This window comes from Photorhabdus sp. RM96S, assembly GCF_042879335.1.
GTDB lineage: Bacteria > Pseudomonadota > Gammaproteobacteria > Enterobacterales > Enterobacteriaceae > Photorhabdus > Photorhabdus kayaii.
On sequence record NZ_JBHFKT010000002.1, the window covers coordinates 227679 to 254091 of the forward strand.

Annotated in this window: 10 protein-coding genes and 2 pseudogenes; 1 reads left to right on the forward strand and 11 read right to left on the reverse strand. The window is 48.2% G+C overall.

Annotated elements, in window-relative coordinates:
• Positions 1–13: 13 nt before the first annotated feature.
• The 10 genes and pseudogenes from ACGF49_RS02145 to ACGF49_RS02190 form a co-directional block, all read right to left on the reverse strand.
• Positions 14–1546, reverse strand: coding sequence for a hypothetical protein (locus tag ACGF49_RS02145; RefSeq protein ID WP_387489351.1), 1533 nt, complete (start codon positions 1544–1546; stop codon positions 14–16).
• Positions 1543–4617, reverse strand: a complete 3075-nt coding sequence (locus tag ACGF49_RS02150) for an amino acid adenylation domain-containing protein (RefSeq protein ID WP_387489354.1) — start codon at positions 4615–4617, stop codon at positions 1543–1545. Before ACGF49_RS02150 ends, ACGF49_RS02145 begins: the two co-directional genes overlap by 4 nt.
• The gene (locus ACGF49_RS02155) at positions 4614–5684 is read right to left on the reverse strand and encodes a TauD/TfdA family dioxygenase (RefSeq protein ID WP_387489358.1); all 1071 of its coding nucleotides are present in this window, start codon (positions 5682–5684) and stop codon (positions 4614–4616) included. The genes ACGF49_RS02150 and ACGF49_RS02155 overlap by 4 nt, the downstream gene beginning before the upstream one ends.
• Entirely contained in the window at positions 5677–7302 is a 1626-nt protein-coding gene (locus tag ACGF49_RS02160; protein WP_387489361.1) for a condensation domain-containing protein, read from the reverse strand. The genes ACGF49_RS02155 and ACGF49_RS02160 overlap by 8 nt, the downstream gene beginning before the upstream one ends.
• Positions 7299–12893: an SDR family oxidoreductase gene (locus tag ACGF49_RS02165; RefSeq protein WP_387489364.1), complete on the reverse strand. Its 5595-nt coding sequence runs from the start codon at positions 12891–12893 to the stop codon at positions 7299–7301. Before ACGF49_RS02165 ends, ACGF49_RS02160 begins: the two co-directional genes overlap by 4 nt.
• Positions 12886–16266: an amino acid adenylation domain-containing protein gene (locus tag ACGF49_RS02170; protein ID WP_387489367.1), complete on the reverse strand. Its 3381-nt coding sequence runs from the start codon at positions 16264–16266 to the stop codon at positions 12886–12888. Before ACGF49_RS02170 ends, ACGF49_RS02165 begins: the two co-directional genes overlap by 8 nt.
• The gene (locus tag ACGF49_RS02175; protein WP_387489370.1) at positions 16253–22543 is read right to left on the reverse strand and encodes an amino acid adenylation domain-containing protein; all 6291 of its coding nucleotides are present in this window, start codon (positions 22541–22543) and stop codon (positions 16253–16255) included. The genes ACGF49_RS02170 and ACGF49_RS02175 overlap by 14 nt, the downstream gene beginning before the upstream one ends.
• A gap of 42 nt (positions 22544–22585) precedes the next feature.
• Positions 22586–23572: a TauD/TfdA family dioxygenase gene (locus ACGF49_RS02180; protein ID WP_387489373.1), complete on the reverse strand. Its 987-nt coding sequence runs from the start codon at positions 23570–23572 to the stop codon at positions 22586–22588.
• A 60-nt stretch (positions 23573–23632) separates the two neighbouring features.
• A complete protein-coding gene (locus ACGF49_RS02185) occupies positions 23633–24586 on the reverse strand; it encodes an aspartyl/asparaginyl beta-hydroxylase domain-containing protein (protein WP_387489376.1) in 954 nt (317 codons plus the stop codon).
• Between the two features lie 441 nt (positions 24587–25027).
• Positions 25028–25132: pseudogene (locus ACGF49_RS02190) on the reverse strand (IS200/IS605 family transposase); the annotation flags it as partial.
• A gap of 156 nt (positions 25133–25288) precedes the next feature.
• Between ACGF49_RS02190 and ACGF49_RS02195 the strand changes: the two are divergent.
• Positions 25289–26286: pseudogene (locus ACGF49_RS02195) on the forward strand (IS630 family transposase).
• On the opposite strand, the gene ACGF49_RS02200 reads toward ACGF49_RS02195, so the two are convergent.
• On the reverse strand, positions 26204–26413 hold a 210-nt coding region (locus ACGF49_RS02200; RefSeq protein WP_387489389.1), incomplete at its 5' end, for a hypothetical protein. The pseudogene ACGF49_RS02195 and the gene ACGF49_RS02200 sit on opposite strands and share 83 nt — an antisense overlap.

Here is a 26413-nt window from a genome sequence, read left to right on the forward strand (position 1 = left end):
TGGCCTTAGCTCATCAATTGCATAAATCTTTGACGATGCGCTCGGCATCCCTGTGAACATGGCCAATACTCTGTGCGTCGATGAAGGTCCCTGCGACCAGTGGACCCATAGCATAGGCACGGCAGGCTCCACCTGGCACACGACTTATGAGACGGCAGTTATCAGGCTTTACCTGCATACCGCTGAACGTCTGCTGTGCATTACCGAATGACTGCGGTACGATGATGCCGTCTCTTATCATCTGCTGCACAAGTGACGAGGGGCTGTGATATAAATTAGTGTCAAATCCGGTTGCATTAATAACGGCCGCGACATTCCCTGCCGAGGTCATCGGATTTCCGGGTCGGCCATTTGTGCCAGGGACTACGACTTCCAGATAGCCGGCCAGAATCAACGCATCAATGCGGCTCGCATTGACTAGAGCCATAGGCATCGCTGAATTGTAATATAAAGACCGTATGCGTTGCTCAAACTGCAACTTATCTTGCGGGTTCAGCCTCGCACTAAGCTCGCTTACCATGGGCAGTGTTCCGAATAAAATTCGTTGATAGCCAAGAGGCTTTGCATGCTCGTATTGCACAGGTGCACGGTCATTTCCGAGTACCGAATCTATGTCTTGTTTCAACACATGATGAGGATGCCCCTGATGCCCGTCACGCAACCACTGGATGAATTGTGATACTGCACACTGGCGTTCATCGAAGGCTGTAATGTTCCCGGATGCCAGTTCCAGCATGACTAGCCGTATTAGGTCTTGCAACTTGATATAGTTTCCTTGTGGTAAGGACTCGAGCATGGCCTGCACCTTCCCCCAGGTGAGATATTTTCCTTTGAAAGCGTCAGGTTCTTTGCCCCATACTTTGGGAAGGAAACCGTCTCTGGTATGCCAGTTTATCGTATACTGACGATCCGAAACGTATGTCAGAGTACCATTGATTAGTGCAAACTGACCCAAAGACTCTGCAACCCCGCAGACCGCATCGACTGCTGTAAGGTAACCACCGACAACAGCAATCTTGTTCTCATGTTCATTGTGTTGTAACGCTTCCTCCACCTGCGCCACCATGGGCATGAACGGCCAAGTAGAGAAGCAGGGAGCTGCTAGACCCAGTTTGCGCTCTGTATAGGCAGAGTATCCTAGTGCCAAAACCAGGTTATGTGCTGAGCTTGGGGTACCTTCCTCACTGGAGATTTGCCAAAGCTCCGTTTGTTGGCGAATAATTGATACTCGCTGGTAAACAACCTCGACATGCACTTTCTGTGCATGTAAATGGTTGATCAACGCCTGAAAACGGGGATGCTCTTCAGCACCAAATTTCCCTCTGGGATATGCGTTAGCCAAACTGGAAAGGTGGATCGCATGATTCTGCTTTGCATCCCACGCCAAGCCAGCACCAAGCTGCGCCGCATCGGAAAAAACCACGACATTGAACGCTTCACCTGGCAGCTTACCGAGAGCCCGAGCTTGTGCGAGAGACATCAATAGTGCCTTGGCTGATTGGCCAGCACCAACGATGGCCAAATCCCATACTGGCATTGACTTCATTCGGGCAATGCCTCCTCTGAACAAATATGGTTGTCGATGCATTCAGCCAATTGGGCGATCGTGGTGTATCGCAACAAATCAACTAACGCTAGGTCGAGCTTGAAGACTTCATTGAGTCTGATCACCAATCGTGAGAACAATAAAGAGTGGCCGCCAATCAGGTAAAAATTGTCGTGAATACTGATGGCGTTGCTTTTAAGCAATTCCTGCCAGACAACCAGGATGCGTTTTTCCGAGTCGGTGCGCGGTGCCTTAAATTCTACGGAATTGGCTTTAGTGATGAAGGAGCGTATCTCCTCTGTGTCTACTTTTCCGTTGCGGTTTAAAGGAATGGAATGGATTTTCATGATGGTAGAAGGAATCAGGTAATAGGGTAGCTCCTGTTGCAAGCTTGCACGGATGCTTGCTTCATCAACGCCATCGCTATGCAGTTGTGCCTGAAATACCACAAACAAAACATCCTGCTCATGTTGACGCAGCACCACTGCATAGGCCTGCTCTACGCCGCGGCAGGACTCAACCGCTGCGGTTATCTCATTCAGATCCAATCTGTAACCGTTGACTTTTATCTGCCTGTTTTGCCGTCCTAGGAATTCAAACGTGCCATTTGGTAGTTGGCGTACCCTGTCTCCCGTTTTGTACCAGCCATTTGCCCCTTGCCGTGTGTCTCCGGCAGGTAAAAAAGATTGCGCGGTTAATTCAGGGTCATTACAGTACCCTTGGAAAAGCCCCCTACCGGTGACACATAGCTGGCCCTCCAACCCCGTTGCCACATCTTTGCCTTGGTGATCAACAACCTTACATGTATACCCTTGCAACGGCCGCCCAATAGGCACTCCACCTTCATACCTATTGTTTCCGACACGGTGGGCGGTCGTATGAATACAGGCTTCGGCGGGACCATATACATTCAATACTTCGCATTTGACATCTGACAGGGCAGCTTGAAGTTCCGCGGTAAATTGTTCACCACCAACCACCAGCACTCTCAGACCTTCCAACGTATCGCTGCCACCATCCCGGAGTAAAATCCTAAGCAAGCTGGGGGTTACCTGCAAGACAGTTGCTCGCCGTTCTTGTAGTAAAGCTTGGAGGCTGACAATATCATCGGGTACCGTAGTTTGATTCAACAACAATCTGGATCCGCTCAGGAGGGGCAACAAGGCTTCCCACACAAAGGCATCAAAACCGCAATTGGTTCTCAATACAACTCGGTCGTTTGATGACAGCTTTACCCACTGTTGAAAGGATTTCAACTGCAGGGCGATTGCCCCATGATCTATCATCACCGATTTAGGTTGTCCGGTTGAGCCGGAAGTAAATATTTTGTACGCCAGAGTGTCGGCTGAAATATCCACAGGAGACAAATGTGATTGGCTCTCAGTCAGCTCTGTCAACAGCACAGGTTTGATATCAGCGTCAATATCAAGCACGTGTTCAGCGATGTACCAACTGGCCCCAGCGTCATTCACCAGCTGGCTCACTCGTTTTACGGGCATTGGTAGGGCAACGTTGACAAAATCGGCACCTACTTGCATGACTGCCAAGATAGCGACGATAAGCTCGACACTGTGTGGCAGGCACACGGTCACAGTTTCATTTTTACCGACACCGCAACGTTGCAGTCCAGCAGCAAAATTACAGACTTTCTGCGACAGCTGTTGATAGGTTACCACTGTCAGCTCAGATTCTATTGCGGGCAAGTGTGCAAATTGCTCTGCCGCCGCGAAAAACTGCTGATGAACAGGAATAAAGATACGGGATGAGGAATCCTGTTTGTCGACAACTGCAACTTCCTGCACGCCATCCTCAAGCTTCAGTGAAGCTGTTATCGCGATTGGTGACGACACCAACTGCTGAAGAAGTTGCTGCATGTAATTTGCGAGTAATGACAATGCATCCTGGCCCAAATAGCGAGTACACCCCAACCACCGTATTAAGCGATTGTCGACGATGTTCACGACAAGGTCACTCAAGCCGTGAGATTCGGCCGGTAAACCATCAGTCTTTCCAACTTTATCAAGCAACAGACTGGAATGGCTGAATAGTGACGGTATCTCTCGCACATCAGAAAAGTCAAAGCATTCCCGCCATTCACACGCCTCCGTCAGCGCGTCTTCGATGTCTTTGATATTCTGAATGAAGGGTGCTTTTTCATTGATATTAATCGCAACAGGCACAACCGGATCGCAGGGACTGATGAAGCCCTTCAGATCGTCCTCTTCGCGTCCATCTACTCGAACATAGGTCAAGAAGTTCGATTCAAGGCCGATCCTAGCCTGTAACAAGGCCCAGCAACTTAAGAACAAGGCAACATGGCTTACCCTGTGTTTCGAAACGTAGGCGTTAATCGCCCCCAGGAGCGATTGCGGAAGCGCCTGAATAAATTCCTGCACCTCACCGGTTGAAGCCGCTGTCTCCGGTATATTGTTGCGCCAAGGAATAGATTGCGCATTTCTACCTTTACGCAACTGCATCTTCCAAAATTGCTGTCCAATTTGCGCCTCTTCGAGCTCAAGAATATCCTGTTGCCACCTCACATATTCATCCAAACTCATGGTGTTGTCTGATTGCTCATCTGCAACCTGGGATGCTAGATGCCGGTTGTTGATATCGGCTTGTACCTTGCGCAAAAAGATATCCATTCCCTTTGGATCAGTTAACCAAGGTGAAAACACAGCTGTGATCTTAATCACTCCTTCTCCGGTTAAGTGCACATCAATCACGGCGTCGTGGGAACAATTTTCGCTGGACAACAAGGACTTTAATCCCGCTACGGAACTGCAGTGTTCACCTTTAGTGGCGGTTACCTGTGCCTGGCCACTTTGGACCAGGACACAGTCTGACGCCTGCCTGACCCTTTGCAGTTGCCACTTCTCTGTTGTTTGGTGCAAGATATAGAGAAAAGCATCGGTGGATTCAACCTCCGCAGCAACCAAGCTACATATGTCTGCAACATCAAGTGATGTGTCCAGACTCACCTCGGCTACAACGAAATGTCTGAGCCTTCTTGTTTGTTTTGCCCTCGTGAGCTCCCCCTGCTGCTGTGGCAGTATTACTTTATCATTCATGTGCATACGTTTACTTCTCGATCTTGATTAATATCCATATCTTTCCATGCAATCGGTTTTGCCATGGCTAGGTATAATTCGCGCTCACCTTCAAACGGCTCTCTTGCATGGGCCATACTCAAATTGTCAAAAATGAGAACGTCACCAGGCTGCCACTGTACGCTGATTGCGTTCTGTTCATATAGGCCCTTTATTAACTCCATCGTTGGCACATCAATGGTTTGACCATCTCCATAGCACGTATCAAAAGGAAACCGCATTTGTGCCAGCGTACCCATCGATTGTCGGTATTCATTTGGAATAGACAAATGATGAAAAAACAGGGTGTGATTCAACCACAACGCTTTCCCTGTATCTGGGTGCTTGGCAACACAAGGACGTTTCTGACGCGTTCTGACGTGGCCATCATCGGTTACCTGTAACTCGATGTTTTCCTGGTTGCAGTAGCGCTTAAGCTCGTTCAGGCTGGTTACTGACAGGCTCTGTTGCCAAGATAGCCCTGTATGCAGTAGATAATTTCGCTCATAGATATAGCCGGATTGGAGAAACCGGTTTAACAACGCTTCAGGGAACTGCTGCAGAATATCCGCACAAGAAGAGAGCCGGGTGCAGCCGCCATAAGGCGCAGCCTGCACGCAAAGCATGAAAATAAACTGGGGTACATGGTTCTGATATGAACATTCGTTATGAAATTCAATGGTATATTCATTGGGATATTCTGTTGACGTAAACACCCCCTGGCCAAGATGAGTGCGAGGGGACGTTTCCTCCTGGTTGTCGAATGGGACTTCACCAAAAGAGCGTACCACTAAGGGTAAAACGTTTGACGATTCGACTCGAAACCCTCTTAATAACACTGCACCATGGTTTGCCAATATGTCTCTTAGTTCGTCTTTAAAGTTGGCTACCAATGACATAATTGAAGACGCTCGATTGTGTGACTGGAGCGTTGCCACTTGTCCATTTTGTATCGTCAAACCAGCGATATCTGTCAACACAGGGCTTTTTCCCGTCGGGCTTTCTTCGCGTCCGCAACCTTTCTTAGCTTTGTTTTTCCAACTAACCATAATGCTGTTTATCCATGCCTCGTTTGAGCCTTGTGCTCTTGCGTTGAAAACGTCGCCGTTGTTCTCGGTGCCCCTCATCTAAAGCCGTGCAGAAAATTGCATACCCTGTTTCCAAGCTGGTATCGGGAGCATAAACCCATGTTTCCAGCAGTTTGGTGAAAAGGTCGATAATTTCCTGGATAGTTCGTTCAAAATAACGATCCTTCCGATAAATCAACTCTGCAATCAATCCATTGTTTTGGTTGGTGAAATACAGAGTTAAGGGCACATTGGTGCTCACAGGTGGAAAAAATAACGCGTCCGTCACCGTCAGTTTATCCATGGAGAAGCGGCTATGTGGATTGTTATGAAAACCAAACAGCGCTGAGAAAAGTAACTCGTCTGAAGCACCTTTGTCGCGCAGGTTGGCGACCAGCACACTTTGGGGAAGCGCCTTGTTCTGCATGCCATTGTTGATGACGCTTCGGGTCACACTCAGGGCCTGACTGAAGCTCATCTGCAGATTGTAGGAAAAGCTCAGCGGTAAGCGATTCACAAACAAACCAACCACCTGTTCTAGCCCCACTCTGTCACGCATGGTGACGTCCGTACCGACACAAAAACTGTCGTTCTCCAAACACTGGGACTGCCGGTAAAACGTGATGAGGGTATTGAACACAGTGAACAGCACACAATATAACGACACACTTTGTTGCATGGCAAGTGCCGAGGCTTTCTCGTGCAGCTCCTCAGCCAGTGTAAAATGATTTACACTGGCCAGCCCATATGGGTCGCTTGTCTCTATATCGAACGGCACAAGCACTGCCTGGCGATTTGCTGTCTGTTGGTGCCAATACGTTTCGGCGGCTCGCGCTCTGTCGGATTGCAAAAACCTTTGTTCGTCCAATACAAATTGTTGGTAGCTGACGCTGGTTTCAGGAAGTTGTGCCGCCGGATCCGATTTGGCGAGTTCGTAGGCATGACAATAGTCCTTTACCAGAATGGCAAACGACCATCCGTCGGAGCAAATATGGTGCCTGACCATCACCAACAGCCAATGATTGTCATGGAGGTTGCACAGGTGTATTCGCAACAGCAGTCCGCCGCCCAAGTCGAATGACCTACGGGCTAGCCTGCGGCAAAATTCCTTTACCACAGTAGGGTTGGCCCCTTCCTCCGACTGGAGGTATGGCCAGCTTTCCCAATGTAGAGGGGAATTTGACGTTTTGAAGACTGTTTGGCTGGATTCACCGCTGCTAGCATCGTAAGTAAACTTGGTCCTCAGTGAAGGATGGCGCTGCAACAGGCTCACTGCTGCCAGCTCGGCTGCGTCCAAGTCCAATTCCCCTTGCAGGATGACGGCGCTGCACAAATTAAATTGACAGCCCTGTGGGTCGGAAAGCGCAATAGGTAAAATCTCCTGCTGCGCATAGGACAAGGGAAAACTGTCGGTTGCTTTATCGACATGGATACTCGAAACCTGCACTAGTTCCATCAATGCCGGTTTGTATGCTTTGATCTGTTGCAGCAAGCACTCATCCATCTGGCATTTGTCACCATGTAAAAGCAGTTTCCCGTCTTTACAAGACAGTCGAAGTCCTCGTTGAAGCAACTCTTTTATTAACGCTTTCGGCGTCATATCTCTTGCGTCACAAAGTTGTCCACCGCTAATTCTGAAACCGGCTTGCCCCTCAGGCAGCGAACATCTTCGATAAAGTCAGCCAACTCTCCAAATGTAGTAGTGTCCATCAATTTTGTGAGGGTCAACTCGACCAAAAAAGTCTCCTTAACCCGTGCGATCAGGCGTAAAGCCAACAAGGAGTCACCACCCACCAAATAAAAATCATCCTCCAGACTGGATAGTGGTAACCCTAACAATTCAGTCCAAATCTCTGACAGTTTCGACTGGACCTCCCCCTCAGCACTTAGCGTGCGTGCTGAAGGCTGTTGCGTTTCCAGACGCAGGCCAATTCTGTCTATATGCTCCGCATAATCGGTGTAATTGGTGGATTGCTGTTTTGACAACAATTGATTGAGGTCTTGCGGCGTAATCACTGCTTCTTGAGTCTCGCGCACCAAAGCTTGTCCCAAAGCGAGCATGGCATCGTCTGTTTTGATGCTGGCTATCCAGTCCGCAGCCAATGTAAAAGTGTCCGTACCCGTTTGCGAACCGGCGACAGCTCGCCCTTGTGCATATTTGTCCGAAAACGTTTGCTGAGCATCGACCCACATCCCTGACTCACTCCAATCAGTCCAGTTGACGCACAACGTGTTTTCACCACAGGAATTCAAGTATCTCGCAAAGGCATTCAGGTAATCATTAGCGATGATATAGCCTGCTTCTCCAAACTTTACTTTGTAAAGCACGGTGCCCAATGACGAATAAAAGATTTGCTTTTTCGGCCTCAACTTACTGAATGCCTGTACGGTATGATGCAGACCGACCGTTTTATTCTGAATAGCTTGTGCTAGGTTCGATTTGGTTCGGCTTCTCAATATTCCGCCGGTATCGATCGAGCCTGCCAAATGGAATACATAGTCCAGGCCGTCATAGTGACAACCGATCTCTTCGACCGCCTTTTTGACACTTACCTGCTCTGTAATATCTACGCGATAGAGGGCAAGAGAATGGGCCCGGCTTGCAATATTCTTCAACAGCCCGGCATGATGTTCTGGCAAACTCGCATCATCTGTGACAATCAGTCCAGGGCTGATGAAGCCATCCTGGAAGTGTTGGTTTCTGTGCAATATGCACACATCGACCTGGTAATGAGCCGTCAGATAGTTTGTCATAGCTAGGCCGATTCCACCCAAACCACCAATCACCACGATACGCGCACCGTTAAAATCAAACGGCTCGGGAGGACGCGCGATATTGTTGCTAAGATGGTATGTCTGCTGCCAGACTCTCCCGCCCCGAAGCGCCACTGCACATTCGAAATCAGACGTCAAAATGTTTTGCAGGGGAGCTGGGGGGGTCTGGCCGATTTCCATCGGCAGATCGACGTGCTGCGTTACAACATGGGGATACTCAATAGAAACTGACTTTAAAAGCCCGGCACTCAAGGCATGACCGGGGACCAGTGTTTCATTTCCGACCACGTTGAACAAGCCCTTGCTTATCAAACTGAGTCGATATCCATTGTTCGGCTGAAGCTTATCCAAAATCTGAACCAAGTCAAACAGGCCCCCTAGGCCCCTGTCTATCCAACAGGCCTTGTCAAACGTCAGATTCTCCGTACCATCGTTCTGCAAAGACTGATCGATATTTACAGCATGAATGACATGACTGACACTGCCATCGGTTTGTATCGCAGACCGCAGGATATGCTTGAGATCTTCGGTACCGGAGAGGATAAATTCGTTGTCGGCCAACGGACCCAGTTCAGCCGTTGATGCCTGCCCATATGCATTATTTTCGTCAACCATAAACAGCCAGAGTGGATCGCACATACGGGAGAGTGAAGCATCAAGCATTTGTTGAGCGCTTCTTGAATCGACGCACACTACGACACTCGTTCGTCCACTTGGTGCCACCGTCGGAGTCAATTCAATACTCTGCCATTGTGGTGAATACAACCATTGAGATGGATCGTCATTAATGCCCAGCCATTGCTCCTGTCGGTTAATATTATCTCTGCTCAGATGGGCGGCATCCTGTGCCAAGGCAGGCTGAATATTCGCGCAGTCGACCCGTTTGCTAATCCATAAAACCGAGCTGGATTCTGTCAACTCCTGCCTGTCACCCACCAGATGCCAGTGCTCGGCATGATCGGCCAAAAACTGCCCATATTCGGCTTGACTCCACAATGTACGCTTGGTACCGACATGCCATGGGCCCCACCATTGGTCATAAATTCCCCATACGGTATTGTGAGATGGATCTGCAGACAGCAAGTCAATTTGACATAAATAACCTTGTTTATTGAGTAAGTTGTGTAGGTTGTTGAATGACTGACGCGGATTGCTTGCCAGATGAAACACATTTAGGCCTATGATCACATCAAATTCCCGGTCAACAAAGCCTTGCTCCTCAGGGCTGAGATTGATGTCGTACAAACAGGTGCTGATATAGTGCAGCCCAAGTCGCTCTGCTTTGGATTGGGCACTGTGTATAAACACCGGACTCACATCAGTTACACAATAGTGTGCCAGCCTGCCAGGCTCGACTGAATCAGCGACCTCCTTCGTCAGCATCAGATGTCCACAACCGATCTCCATTATCTTGAGGGGCCGCCCCAGTTCATGGGCAAGTCCGTTGATAAAAGCCGCAAGCCTGCGACTTTGAAGTGTATAAGCCTCACTATATTCGGACACGGATTCCAAGGCGTCGGCAAACTGCACCTTTTCGAGCACCTGTGTCAACTGGGACTGAGCACCGTCAACCATCGTTATCGCCGGGTACTGTGCCACGAGGTTCGCGATCAATGCGATATACTTAACCTGCTTTGGAAACGCCTGTTCAAACTGCTGCCTGATGGCGGCCAGTTCAGCCTCACTGTGCGTTTTTTTCACAACAAAACTATCAGCCTGCTGTTTCAGGTAACCACTGGCCACCAACAAAGATAAACAATACTCCAGAACAGGCTCATACCGCGGTCCTATTGCCCACAGCTCACGCAGCTGAACTTTACTGAAACTTTCGGATAGTGAGCAAGATTGCAGCATCTGCATCCAAAGCGCCGCTATATATTGTCGGCCTAAGCCTTGCCAAATTCCCAGCTGCTCAGCCGAAAATGCCCGCGTGCCCATTTCTACTTGCTGTAAAGCGTCCAATCCCGTTGGTGAGATCTTACCGCCGCTGTTTTGCAGACTGTACTTAAATTCTCCTACGTTGCTTATCCAGTAGTGATTCTTGCTGAAACAATACCCTGGTAAGTTTACCTTTCGCGCAGTGTATCCTGGCAGGAGCCCCTGCCAGTCAAGGTCAACTCCGCTCTCCCACAGGTGAATGAGTATATGCACTAGAGTCTCACTGGTAGTCACTCTCTGATGCTCGGCAGGCGTTAACAAGCGGCTGCAGCACACATTGATGAAGTGCTTTGATTGCCTTGAAGATAGGGTGAGAATGCTATTTTTAGCAATATGTGTTTGGAGCAGATCCATCAGGCTATGGTGTTGTGCTTCCGTCGCCAGTGAGGGCCACCAGAGGCTAGTTGCCGGAAATTCACCATACAATTGCAGTTGCTCAAGTAAAGACTGCCACCTTCCCGACGCCCTCATCAGGCGATTAAACTCAATTTCATCAAACAGTGTCATAAGAGACAGCTCACCCGTTGAATGACCTTCGCATTTCGCGTCTGCCACTTCATCAATGACCTGAAGCAAAAATGTTGAGCTCACCACACCAGCAAGATAGGCTGCAATAAAATCGGAAAAACCGAACCCGCGAAGGGTCACAATTGCCACATGCGCGTTCGTCAAATACTCTACAACCGCTCCCATCAACGCGGCAGAAGCTGCTAAAGCACCTTTTAAGCGTGCTTTAGCCTCATTGGCTTTCAAGGCTTTATCGATACTGTCAAATGATGAGAACCCCAATGCTATAAGTTGCTGCTGCAGGGTGTCCTTAAGCGGGCTGCTACCTGCCCTTAGTTCGTCGAGCACTTCGGAAATACCCCCGATTTCGAGGCCTGACAAACACAACATGAGTTGGCTGGCATTCTCGGGTTGAAGACTAAACGACTGGACTGTTACCATTTCCAACTGACGTTTCAGGTCAGCGTAATCACCGGCATGCAACACAACACGATGTTTGAATGCCGTTTTGCTGTTAGCCAGGCTAAAGGCAAAATCACTTATTTCGGGCAGGTCCCCTGCGCTGATGTATTCCAACAAGCTGGCACAATAGTTCTTTAAAGACAGAGGATCCTTGGCCGATAGTGGAAAGACAGTCGGCCAGGTTTTATTCCCCGTGCGTGTGACAGGCTTTGGCTCGCGATAAGACTGTAATAATAGAAATGCATTTGTTCCTCCCATTCCCAAAGAATTTACCGCCGTGGTAAGCGGCCTGTGGAACGGGAGCACGTGATGTCGATTTGCAACCCGAAACGGTGTTTGGGTGAAATCGATCTGTGAATTTAGCGTTGTGGCGTTGGGTTGAATGGGCACTTCAGAGTGCTTTGTTATCAGTACACTTTTAATGAAACCTGCGATACCTGAAGCGGCATCAAGGTGCCCTATGTTGGCCTTCACAGAGCCGAGGAATGTACGCTGTTTCTCACAACTGGTCTGGTTAAATACCTGGCTGAGGGCAGCAACTTCGATGGGGTCACCGAGTTTAGTTCCCGTACCATGAGCCTCAACATAATCAATTTGATCAGCTGTCAACTGAGCCATGGATATTGCGGTGTCCACAGCAGCTACCTGCCCGTCCTTGGACGGCACCGTATAACCCACTTTGCGATTGCCATCATTACTGCACCCGCTTCCCACTATCACACTGTATATTGTGTCGCCGTCACGAACGGCATCCTCCAGCCTTTTCAGCAATACCAGGCCAACACCATTGCCTCCAACAGTACCGCTGCTTCCTTCAGCAAACGGACAACACCTCCCGTCTTTCGAATACACACCGCCGTCAACGTATTGATAACCTAGTTTTTGCGGCAGCAGGATTGAAGCGCCGCCTGCCAACGTCGCATCACATTGGTAGGTTAACAGTGACATATAAGCCTGATGAACAGCCACCAGTGAACTGGAACAGCCACTGCCGACATTCATTGCAGGTCCGGTCAAACCTAATTTATATGCTATTGTGGTGGCAACATGATCCTTGTCGTTGCGCAGTAAAAATGACAATCCACCGTGTTGTTCGATGGCGGAATTCGACGACAATAAATTGTTATACAGGTAAGTACTCAGACTCACGCCCAGGTACACACCAATATTCCCGTGGAAATCTCCCGGCCTGCAATTCCCGTCCTCAAGCGCATGCCAGGCACACTCCAGCGAGAGTCGCAACTGGGGATCCATCAGAGCAGCTTCTTTGGGTGAATAGCCGAAAAAAGGTGCATCGAACGCCGATACGTCTTCCAGCGCTGCGCTAGCGGATACCCAGTTTTCCTCTTGAGCCACTGATTTTGCGAACCGGCTGTACTCCCTTTCCGACACATCGAAGGATTTGATTTGTGAACCTCCTCCACAAATCAATTCCCAAAATTTTTCCACATTTTCGGCACCAGGGAACCGGCAAGCCATACCAACAACTGCCACCATGTTCTCACTCATGCATCCGTCTCCTCATTATTTGTCCGATACGCCCGATGGCCTGGCGCTGCTTACTACCTCGGTGTACTTTTTGTCCGTCGACCACATCGACCTCTCCCGTCAGTCGTAAGGAAATCAATTCTGCCATATCTCTGACAGTAGGTGAGGCAAATATGTCTATGATGGGAATGCTCAGGTTGAATGCCTGCTCCAGTAGCTCTTTGAGTTCAAGTAGCTGCATTGAACCACCGCCAGCTTCAAAGAAATTGTCATTGAAGGATATCTCTTCAACACAAAGTACCTGCTCCCACAACCGGGCAATCTGCAGTTCATACCTGGCTGCCCCTTTGCTGCGGTAGTTGACTGTTTCACCCTTATCCAACAGACCCTGTAGTTTTTGCCGATCAACCTTGCCGTTACTGTTCAACGGGATGTCCTGAATTTGTAGAAATACATGCGGTACCAAATAGGCTGGCAGGTGGGTTAGGCAACGGTGCCGCAAACGTCCCATGACGCCCTCCGAGACTTGAGAAAGCTTCAGCGCTGCAACAAGCAGTTTACGACCGTTTATCTCCCGAACGCCTACAAATGCAAAATCCACGTCGGCATCCTGATTCAACATGGATTCGATTTCCTGTGGCTCGATCCTGACGCCATTGACTTTCAGCTGACCATCCAACCGTCCCAGATATTCTAGATTACCTGCCTGGGTCATCCTGACCAAATCACCGGTAAGGTACATGCGTGAACCGGCATTATTCGAGAACGGATTCGGTACGAACCGATTCGCTGTTTCAATTGGCAAATGTAAATACCCCTCAGCAATGCCGGTTCCTGCCAAGGCCAGTTGTCCAACCTGATTCTCTGCGACCAGGTTCAGGTCATCGTCCACAACATAACTTTGAAGATCCGTTCTCACCCTACCGATACAGTGACTAAGAGCAAGATCGGGCCAAGCATAACCCGTGGCATAAACCACGGATTCGGTGGGTCCATAAAGGTTGAATACCTTTGTGATATTGCTACGCTGTTTAATCAGTTCGACCAACCTGGCATCAACAGCTTCACCAGCCAAATAGACGGTGTCGACGGCAGGACTCAGTTCGTGGCCGTACAAATACTGTTTTAAAACTGAAGGCACTGCAGTAATGGCGAGTTTGGTAGTGCTACGTTCGGGCAGATCACTATAAGATCGGATAAAGCGCACAGTGCCCCCGCAGTAGAGGGATGCAAAAATCTCAAACACGGAAACGTCGAAACTTATCGGAGTTGACGCGTATAAATGCTCAAATACTGCGTCGCTAAACCAGTCCCTGCACCAACTTAGAAAAGACACCAGAGCACGGTGCGAGACGCATACGCCTTTTGGTTCACCTGTTGAACCTGACGTATAAATGGCATATGCCGACAGCCCCGGCAGGGGGGTAACTAAGCGGCTGGTTGCAACGATCTTTTCAGAATTAAGCAAGTCATTGATAAACAAGGGCTTGATCTCCACCTCCTGCAACTTGTCTAATTCATACTGTGAACAGATAACCGCACTGATCTTTGCTTCCCGGCATAGTGTTTTCAACCGCTCTTTCGGAAGGGTATCGTCCAAGGGGACATAACCAGCCCCGGCCTTCAAAATGCCTAACAGCGAGACCACGAAGCCGCTGCTTCTTCGCATACAAAGTCCAAGCATATTTCCTGGTGAAATATCTTTGTCTTGAAGAGCACATGCCACGCGATCGGATTGTTCCTTTAACTGTTGGTAGGTAAGGCGACTGTCGGCATCGACGGCACACTTGTGCGGATGCTTCAGTGCCAAGGCATCCAAATGTGAGGTAATACTCACAAACTCTGTCTGAGTGGGACCTATCGGTTGCTCATGAACTAATACCGGTATGGATCGGGCGATAGGCTGTTGCACCGGTTCGAACTCAGCAATTTGGCCGTTAATCGCTTCGCTTGCGGTTAACAACAAGGTGCGATATCTGCGAGCCAACTCCTCGATTGTCAGCCTGTCAAAGCAGCCCACTTTGAATTCCAAATTAATCACAAACCTGTCGTCGTGGTGAGTGAATCCGACGAGAAGGTCTGACTTCCCTGCCCCCCCACCAAACCAGACCGGTTCAAAGGTGGCGTCCCCAATAATTAAGTGCTGTTGTTGAGCGGTCTGTTTTAGGAACAGAAGTTGGGGCGATGACGCCAGACAGGATTGGTTGCGGGCCACGACATCTTCAAAGACCAGGTGTCGATTGTCTAACGCGAGGCCGATGCTCTTTTTCACCTGCTTTAACAGTTCGCTAAACAGTGTTTGGGGCGACAACAGAGCCCCTATGACCGCTATATTCTGAAATAATCCCATCGCTTCGCCGTCAAGACTTTCGGGAACACAAGAAACGGGCGTGGTTACCTGAATGCGTTGTTCTTTTTTGCTCTGTCGCAACAACACCATGAATACACTTAGAAAGTAAACAAAATCCGTTATTCTTTGCTCAGCTAACACAGTTGTGATGTGTTTACTCTGTTCGGCTGACAGATTGACGGTGATTGAATCTGTCTCAGTGTTTAAAGGCTGTGGCTGTTTCTTGTAGGGCAGCGGTACGGGTATCAGCGCCTCACCAAGTTGTTGCCGGTAATGCTTCAGGGCATCGCTGTAGGCTGGGGAGTTTTCGGCAGCCTTCTGTTTCATCACATATTCTTGATAAGTGAATTGCGGACTCCTCTCACCTTCCTTATATCCTGTAAAGCAAGTCCTTAGCTGACGCGTAAATGATGCTGCTGAAAATTCGTCGATGATCAAATGGTGAAAAACAATTAGCAACGCACCGCTGGTTTCACTCAGCTGAAAGTAATCAGCCCGGCATAAAGGTGCAGCCGCCAAATCAAATGGCTCAAACACTATGGCTAGCCTCGAGATTTCGGTCAGTTTCTCCTCATCACTCAGTGCATCCGGCCCTTTGTCAAAGGGTTTGCGCCAGTCATGCTGGGTTAAAGGAAGCTGGCAGCCAGCTTTGAATTGGCTGGTCAGTTCCCCATATTGAAAGTGGAATGATTGACAAAACACATCATTTTGTTCCGCCACACGCTGAATTGCACACGCCAGTTGAGATTCATCGAACTGTCCTTTCACGTACCAAAGCATTGGAACATTGTATGCGGACAGATCGGGAGAATAGCGTTCCCCCAACCAAATCCGTTTTTGCGCACTTGATACCGGATGAAATTGCTCTGCGCAGGCTTGGAGCTCAGTGATTAGGTCAACTTTAACCTTTTTCACCTGCTCCCGCAATGGCGCAGAAAAGGTGTTGGGTGGCGCAAGAAAACGCAATGTATCATGCTCCACCCACAACTTAATCCCAAGTGCATTAAGTTTAACCAACAACTTCTTAGCGTTAGATCTCTCCAACTTCCATTTCTCCGACGCTTTCAGGCTGATGGTCGTTTTTATTACTTAACGCGGCGTCTAATTTAGCCGCCACGCTGGCGACTGTGGTGAGATCATTAAACACATCGCCGAGGGAAATGCTGACGCTGTATACCTTGCGAATCTGGGCCATGAACTTCATCGCCGCCAACGATTCACCGCCAAGTTCGAAGAAGTCGTCATTCGCACCAATCCGTTCAATCTGCAATACACTGCTCCAGATTCCAGCAACGACATTTTCAGTCTCTGTCCTGGGTGCTACAAACGTTGAAGAGCGCTCGAGCAGAAAACGGCCCGGATTGGGCAGGTGTTCATAATCAAGTTTACCGCTGCTTGTCAGCGGCAGTTGGTTGATCACCATAATAACCGAAGGTACCATGTATTTAGGCAGGATACGTTTCACATATTCTTTAAGTTCCATGGTATCTACTTCGTGCGCAATTTCTTCTGCAGGCAATACATAGGTGCACAAATACTTGTGACCCAGCTTAGATTCGCTCGCCACTGCAATACATTTCTGCACATCCTTGTGTTCACCTAATACTGCCTCAACTTCGCTAAGTTCGACCCGGAATCCTTGAATTTTGACCAATCGATCCACACGCCCGACAAATTCAATGTTGCCGTCTTGATCAAACCGAGCAACGTCACCCGTCTTGTATAGACGGCTTTGTCCTTGATCGAATGGGTTGGTAACAAATTTCTCTGCGTTTAGCTCCGGCTGGTTTAAGTAACCTGCAGCGACACCTTTTCCGCCAATGTACAATTCACCCTGCACTCCGATCGGTACAGGCACCATTTTGTTGTCCAGTATGTACACCTGGGAACCGGGGACGGGTTTACCAATCGGTACCGTGGCTTTGTCGATATTGCCCGCGACATGGTACACAGTAGACCAAACTGTCGCTTCCGTGGGGCCGTATTCATTGTATACCTCTGCCTGTAACTCTGTCGAAAGTCGGCGATTGAGTTCTCTCGGCAAACTTTCTCCGGCTGAAATGACCCTGTTCAGACTGCCAACCCGGCTAAGTTGCTCGTCGATGAGCGTTGACAACAGTGACGGAACAGACAGAAGGCAACTTGCCTGATGCGCCTGCATGAATTCAATCAGCAATGTCGGATCTTTCACGGCTTCGTCACTTGCAACCAACAACGTCGCACCGCTGAACAATGCGCCAAACATCACAGCGACAGAGCTATCGAAAGCAACAGACGCAACCAGCAAATGCCTCTCTGTGGATTGAAGGTCATAGTAATCCAGTCGTGCCTGTGTTGAAGCTGCTAGGTTGCCGTGGTTGACAATAACACCCTTAGGTTTGCCCATAGAGCCAGAAGTATAAATGACATAAGCTGGAGAATCGGCAGAGATAGACACTGCAGGTGCGTCATTTTGCGTTGCCATCAGAGCAGGTTTGAGTTCACTCAGATTAATCTGCTCTAAATCACTGTCCACAAAACGCATGTAGTTTTTATCATCACAAATCAGCGGGCAACCCAGCTCCTCGATCATCGATAGAATGCGCGCGTCAGGGTACTCGGGGTTAATAGGTACATAAGCCTTACCGGCCTTCATAACGGCCAAGATTGCTGCAACAAGATCGGCCGAACGATTCAGGCAAATAGCAACAAACCGGCTTTGTGTATCGGTATTTTCGACCAGGTGACCGGCCAATCCGTTGACGTAATTGCCAAATGCACCATAAGAAAGACTTGTGTTGACGTCTATCACCGCAGCTTGGTTAGGTGAACCAGTAATAAAGGTGTCAATACGCTTTAATACGGTATCTGCTTCATCGACTTGCTCTCCTTTGCTCCAGACATTGCGTAAGGTGTTTTCCATTTCGGTGGGCAGGAAACTTCTGTCGTCATAGTTGGCATAAGGATCGGCAACCATCGCTTTCAAGACATCAACGTAGAACTGGCCTGCTACGCGCATGATGTCATCACGGTATTGCAATGCATCGTACTCAATTCGAATACAGATATCCTTTACAAACGGGGTCAAGAATGCGTTCACACAGAATGGGAAAGTAGACTCGGCGTAAACCTTAATATCATTCAGGACGGCATTGTCCCACCGTGCCAACCCATCAGTAATGTGATAGTGGTTGAAAAAGAACAGTGTTTCGGCCAACGGTTCGCTACCGTTCTGACGTTTCAATTCCGCCATTGGATAACGACGGTAAGGCAACAGCTCGTTTTCGGTTTTTAGGGTGTCTTTGATCAAGTCAACCCAGCAACCGCCTGGTAACTTCTGACGGAATGCGAGACTGTTTACAAACAAGCCAACAACAGCATGCCCGTCACGGTTTTCTGGCCGACCATTGCCCACCGTATAAGTCATGACATCATCGTGGCCGCCCATTAGGCTCATCACTTTCAAGTGTGCTGCAAGTAAGACTGTTTTCAAAGGTACAGCCAGATCTACCGACAGTTTCTTGACCGCATCAGACAACTCTTTGCTGAAGTACGGCTCGAACTTAATGATATCACGTTCACCCTTGTCAGCTTTGAGCTTGTTGATGTTGGGCATCTTCATCACATTGACGTCAGCGATCCTGTCCAGCCAAAAATCCCGGAATTTTTCATTCTTCAACGCCTGGTGTTCTAGGTAAATCGAGTCCCTGAATGAAGAGTCAGGCAATCTGAACTCCATGGGCACCTGGTTGACCGCTGACAAGTAACGGTTCATCAATTCGGTCATCATCATTGCATCGCTCCAGCCATCGATGATTTCATGGTGGAAGCTGTAACTCAATTGACAATGTTCATCTGAAAAGTGATGTAACATGAAGCGAATCAATGGATACTCTTCAATCTCAAAGCCACGTATTTTCTCGGCCTCCATCCATTCGTCGACGTAATCCTGGTGAGTATCAGAAGCAATTCCCCGTAAATCCTGATAGCCAAGCGGTGAGCCGCCTTCTTTGTGCACCAACTGAGTGGGGCCACTAAAGGTCGAGAGATCAAATGACGTTCTCAACAGAGGATGTTGTTGAACCAGGTCACCCACTGCTTTGTGCATGAGAGCCACATCGATTGGCATGTTGATGTTGTAAGAGCAAATCGCATGATATACAGCCGATTTAGGTGCGAAGTCTCGGTGATAAATCATCCCCTCCTGTAGCAGGTTCAGCGGATAAGCATCATCGATGTCAGCTGGTAGTAGCGCCTTGTCTTCTTCACTCAACAGCTCAAATGGCTGGGTTTTGTATAGATCGACATGTTCCTGGGTTTCGCTCACGGCTGTAGCCAGCTGGCGGATGGTGGGGTTTTCATGCAACAAGTGCAGGGCAAAGCGCAACCCCCGCGCTTCTGCCAACGCGGTTACCTGAACACTTCTTACCGAATCTCCGCCCAGTTCGAAGTAGTTTTCATCGATACCGATTTCATCGACTTCGAATACTTTCTTCCAAACCACTGCCAGGATGTCTTCAACTTGGTTACGCGGAGCAACGTAAGGTACCTGATGTCCACTGTCTCCGACAAACATCTTGGCAAGTGCTTGTCTGTCTAACTTGCCGGTTTCCGTCTTGGGCAGTGATTTCAGCTCCACCAAAGAATAAGGCATCATGTATGCTGGCAGCAGGGCTTCCAGTTGTTCGAACAAATGTCGATTGTCAACCAGTGAATTACCCTCGACCTGATAATAGCCGACAATGTTGCGGCCGGATTTTAAATTCCCAAGCACCACTGCAACACTGCTAATACCTTGACAACCGCTTAGTACGCGCTCTATCTCTTCTAATTCAATTCGGTATCCGCGCAGGTTGACCTGACTGTCACTCCTGCCAACAAACTCAAATGTACCGTCGGCTCGCATCCGTCCCAGATCACCTGTACGGTAGGCTCGTTGGTTATTGATGTGGATAAATTTCTCAGCATTCTTTTCTTCAGCATTCACATAACCGGGTGTAACACCCACACTTGAGATGCAGATTTCACCAATAGAGCCTATGGGTAGTTCAGTTCCATTATCATCCACCACGAACATATTGGTGTTTTGAATGGGCTTTCCGATCGAAACATTGGATGTCGTTAACACTTGCCCACAACGGTGGTAGCTACAACCAACAGTCGCCTCAGTCGGTCCATACTCATTGAATATCGACGCATGGGGGAATGTTTCTTTCAAACGGAATACCAGCTTGGAGGTAAGTGTTTCCCCTCCGAGAACCAGTGTGTGAGGATGGGGATATTGTGTCCCCCTGGCGTGAAGCTCTTCTACCAACGCAATAGCATGTGAAGGTGTCATCTTGACGATCATGGCTGCATCAGCTGAAGCAAGGTTGGCGACGAGACTGGTAATACCCTCGCTTTCGGTGGCAATGATCACTTTCGAGGCTGTGACCAGTGGCAGCAAATAGCTGGTTACAGACAGGTCAAATGCCACCGACGTGTGCCATACTGCATCACAGCGGTTTTCTACCTGATATTCTTGCTTAGCCCAGCTGAGATAGTTTGCCAGCGCTTGATGGGAAACCTGAACACCTGCAGGCACCCCTGTTGAGCCAGAGGTAAAAAGCACAAAGGCTGGTTCGGCCTGGTTGTGAACGTCAAACTTGGTACCACTTTTCACCGGAATGTCGATGAGTTCTTTGATACTGACTCTAGGACAACCCAAGTCTGAGTACACCTTGACATCGGTAACAGCTAGTAAACATCCTGCGTCTTCAAGCATTCGACTGACCCGGCGCACCGGCGTGTTAGGGGCAACCGGTACTGCTGTTGCACCCAGCCCCCACACAGCAAGGGTCGTCGCGATAAAGTCCAATGAACGGGGAATACGAATCGCTACTTTATGTGCTGTCTTGACCCCCTTTTCGGCCAACCCAGCTTTGATGTGATCCGCGCGTACCCATAATTGAGCATAAGAAACCCTTTGACCAGCCACTTCAATGGCCACTTCATCCGGTTCATTTTGTGCAGTTTGAGCGACAATATCCAAAACTGTTGGAAGTGTCTCACCTACAGCGACAGATGAATTGAAGCTGGCCAGTAGTGCTTTTTCCTGTTGACCCATGACTTCGAAATCGTCCAAGGACAGCACTTCATCCCCTAAAAACTGGTTGAGGATAATCAGGAAACGCTCTTCAAACAGACTGATTTCTTCTTCCAGAAACGCCCCATTGGCGGACAGCGTTAAACGGATGTCGTCGTTCGAATGGTCCGTCAAGAGTTTTAACTTGTAGGGCGACTCCGCCCACCCCTGAGTCTCCATTCGGTATCCAAGTGCATCATTCACCAATACCAAATCCGTACTTTCGAATACATACGCCAGTCCACATGCGTCGAATCCCTTATCAGCACAGGCGTCGAACAAGTGGCTTGCACTGTAGGAATCCTGGTTTTCGTAAGCATCTGCGACGCGCTGGGCGACAAGATCTACGAGTGAACCAGCAGTTTCTCCAGCCAGTCTGACTTGGACAGGTATGGTTTTCTCAAACAAACCAATCGTATTGCCAATTCCTTCGCGCAGCCGGCTGGGTGTGACGCATCCGAGAATGACGGTGTCCTGTTGCAGTGAATTAGCGAGCATGAAGCTCCAGGCGGCAATGACAGTCGCTTCCACTTTGGCACTATTGCATTTATACAAACTCAGCAGTTGGTCTTTCACCTGTGGTTCCAATTGAATCGCCTTCCGGCTGGAACCATTGGTCCCCGAATAGAGAACGAATTCGTCAACTGATACTACTGAATTTGACAGACAGGAATTCGCCAATACCGTCTCCAGACGACTGTCTTGTGCACCGGTACTGTTGAGTATCTCGTTCTGCCAGTATGCATAGTCGCCATACTGAACAATACTCTGTACCATTAGTTCACCGTGGTAAAACAGCATCATCTGCTCTACCATGATCTTCAGAGATGCCTTGTCACCAAACATCGCTGGCAAGGTAATCTCGATTTTCTCACCTTTCTCGTGAGGCAAAACGTTAATGACTACGGTCGCTTTGGGTTCCAATTCTTCACCCAACAACAGTGTATTTTGACCATCAATCAGGAATTGCAGTGCGCCGACTCCTACGCTTTGCACAGGCACTGTCATGCCTTCCATCGAGACCAGTGTTGTCCGCAACACTTCCTGCGTTTCCACCAATTGCTTCACTGCAGCAATGAGCTTTTCCCGATCTAAAGGCTTACTCAAGTAAAGAGTGGCCTGACTGGGAGGTAACGGAATACCGGATTGCTTTTCCAAATTCAAAAATGAGAATTGTTGGGGAGCGAGTTGGTGCAGATTTGCAGCTTTAGTTTCCATTTGTAGGCTATTTCCTTGGGTAATCTTTTAAATGAGATTTTATCAACTATGAGTGTTCGGTTCAGTCATGATCACAAAGACCTCTCTTTTACCTTCGAAAGCATTTCTACCATGGGCCATTAACATATTGTCTATCACCAGTACATCCCCCCTTTTCATTGGGAGACTGTAGCTGCAGGCTTGGAAAGCACTGCGTATTCGGGCTACGGCACTGTCATCGATCGCTTTAGATTCAAACGTCACCTGATACGGAAGAGCCGCGGCCATATTGCGGGCTGAGTCTGGGTCATGACCTAGCGCTGAAGCAATCGAGGAAGAATGAAAAAAATGTGCATGATTAAACCACACCTGCTCTTTGGTGTTTGGATGCTCGCTCAGCCACTTTCCAGTCCTAAGGGTCAACAAATTGCCGTCCTTCCATTCCCAGTTATAGCCTTTCAGACTCAATTTCGCTTCTAGTTCAGGTACAGAATTGACGTCGAATGCCACTTGCCATTCGTACCCCAACTCAGCAGAAAATGTACGGTGGTAATGCACCGCAGAGTGTTGGCATTCTGCGACCAGCCAGCTCGGCAGGGTTGCTAATACTTTGCGAGTGTCGGCTAAAAGGGTTTCCCCGCCCTGTTCCGCAGGTCGCTTACACCAAAACAAGACTTTGTTTGGCCAAACATGTGCATAGGAATTCTCACAGTGTAAGTCAATTTTCAGACGGCTAGGGTATTCCGTAGACGTGTAAACATGCTGCACGTCTTTGAGCGAAGCACGGGGGGTAGATTTTTCATCATAGGGGATGGATTCCGGCGAGATACTGTCAGATATTCTTTTGAAATCTTCTGCGGCTTCAACTCCAGAAGCACGCAACAGTATCGCGCCAAACTCACAAAGCAATGCGTTGAATTCGCTCCGGTATTTATGTAAGAAAAACGCAACATCAACCCCTCGCACACGCGGTTGAATGATAAGCGGCGCGGAGTTTTCCATTGGTAAAACGTGGTGAAAACACTGCTTAAACCATGCTTCACTTAACATCACTGTTCCCTATAATTCCTTGAGTTTTTGAGACGCTCAACATGTATGTAACTGTTAACTTTATAAAAACATGTCAGCCTTTGGTACTTCGTCGCTCGACATCTCCACACTGCCATCGCTCAAACGTACCATGGTACAGTTGGTCTGAGCCAGATATCGAGCAACTTTTTTCCCCATATAATCATTCGGTTCAAACCTGATCCCCTGCGCTGTCTGTTGAATCACCTTAAGGTGGTTCTGTTCCATGAACTCCCCGACTCTCGACTCGATAGTCGAGGATTTTGTACGCAACCTTTCCTTGTCTGCTTCGGATAACTGAGGATGGAAAATATCAACGATCAACACAATTCTGGGCGTTTCCCCGTAATGCCATACCTCGTGTTCATAGGAATCGTCTATGACCAAACATTGGCCTTCAGTCCAGGTTACATATTCCTCTTTGACACGCATGACCACGTCATTTGGTATGGAAATGCCCATATGAACACGCAAGCGACCATTCGTGTGGCCACAATGGGGAACAATGTGGGTCTGAGGATCGAGCATAGACAGCATGATCACGCCAGCTTCCTTGACCTCTAAAGGCAACGCATCAAGCACACTACTGGTTTTGGGGAGTAATTCACAACTTTTCTTCGAACGTGTACCGGCCTCAAAAAACACAATTTCCTGCCAGCGACCAGCGTCAATTAAAGGTTCTTCCACATCGCAAAATGCCTGCTGTCGAGCCTTGTTTTGCAACGCGACGACCTCCTCTCGAATGATATCGAAATGCGATTCAAGAAATTCAACGATAGGGAAATCTTGGCTGTTATGAACAGGCGTGCTATCCAATCCTTCGATCAGATTTATCGGCCTTTGCATAAGGTCGAAGAAGAAACCTTGCTCCACAGCCTTTGTGAGGATTTCTTTGGCTTCCTGATGAAATCCTTGTGCTTTTAAAGCATCAAACAGGCGGACATAGTTTCCTCTAATTTTGTCTAACCGGGTAATTTGTTGACCAACTACTTCCATATTAACCTAGCTCCATCTTACACAGGTAATGCCAATGAATTTCTTTGTCTGCATGACATTGTATATGTATATGCTTGGCACCAGACCAACGCGAACCCCCTGCTCATATTGAAAACTCTTCCCATCATGGTCAAGCCAACACACCCAGTACAAACACGCTGGACAGCCTCCAACAGTTTTCAGTGCACAATCAGCCAATAAAACCCATAACCGAACAAACCAAAAAAATGTTAGTTATCAATCTATCTGGGTTTCAGGGTGGAGCAATTATACTTTTTATTATTCTATTAATTTACAATTACGAAAATTAGTTTAAATGAAAAATTAACAAAAAAAAACATTTTTCAGTACATTAAAGGAAACTCAACAACCACCGACTAAAGTTGGTCGGTTAGTGATTAACGGACTGAAAGTCCGGATACGCATCGGCTGAACGATGCGTCAATTGTCCATTCTGAAGTTATCATCCGGGTTTGGTTCAAAATGATGTGCCAGATAAGCCTTTATCATCTCTTCCGTTAACTGGCCCACCGTCGCACAAAAATAAAATGTTGGCCCTAAATAACTTTTCAAAATAATAGATCACTTGGAGGGAACTCAGTCCGATTTTTGCGATCTGATCAATTGCCAAAAATCCCAAACCTCAACACGGACTGAGTGATGCCTATCATAGCACCCATACCTCAAAATGAATGCTAGAAAATGAGAAAACTTATCCATAAAACCCGTGATAAGAACTATTCCCGTCGATTGACGGCGTTATTGATGCTCAATGAGGGATTGACAGTGACTTATGTCGCCAAAACCCTTCATGCCGCACGCTCTTCCATCAATCGTTGGGTTGAATGGTTTACATTATATGGACTCGAAGGGCTCAAAAGTTTACCGGCTGGCCGACCTGCTGTCTGGGATCTCACCCCTCTCTATAGCCTGTTGCTTTTCTTATTACAGCAATCTCCCCAAGAATTCGGCTATCTTCGCTCTCGCTGGAGCCTTGAGCTTATGACGCATACTCTTAATGAATTACTCAACCTCTCCCTGACACAAAGTGTCCTCTATCGTTATTTTGCTCAGGTGGGGATTGTCTGGCGCAGAGCGGCGCCCACGGTAAAGCAACCTGATCCTGAACATGAGGAGAAAATGGCAAAGATCGCAGAAGCCAAAGCGAATATTTCGGAAAAACATCCCGTTTTCTATGAAGATGAGGTGGATATTGATTTCAACCCGAAAATCGGCGCAGACTGGTGTTTCAAAGGACAACAAAAACGGGTTATCACCCCGGGAAAAAATGAAAAACATTACCTTGCGGGTTGCCTCAATGCTCAGACAGAGCAAGTCACCTATGTTAAAGGAATAAAAAAGAACTCTGATTTATTTATCAAAATGTTAGATGAACTGAATCATCAATATCCCCATGCGGAAACTCTCACATTAATCTTAGATAACTACGGTATTCATAAAAGTCAGAAGGTAAAGGAGTGGCTGGCACGACATCCCAATTTACCCTGTTGTTTTTACCCGTCTATTCACCGTGGCTAAATAAAATAGAACGGTTATGGCAATCGCTCCATGAGACAATAACGCGAAATCACTGTTGTCAATTTATGTGGCAGTTGCTTAATTATGTTGATGCCTTTTTGGCATCGTTTTCATCACAGCAAAAGCCAGGAAGACAAAAAATGAGTGTAGCACTATTATGAAATAATGAAATGGACAGTGCGCTGGGCAAAGCTGCACTATTCTTGCGGGTGAAAGTCCCGTCGTAGAAAGGGAGTTAGCCAGACCACTACGTAGCGAGTCTTGCGTTTCCGGCGGTAACAAAGGAGA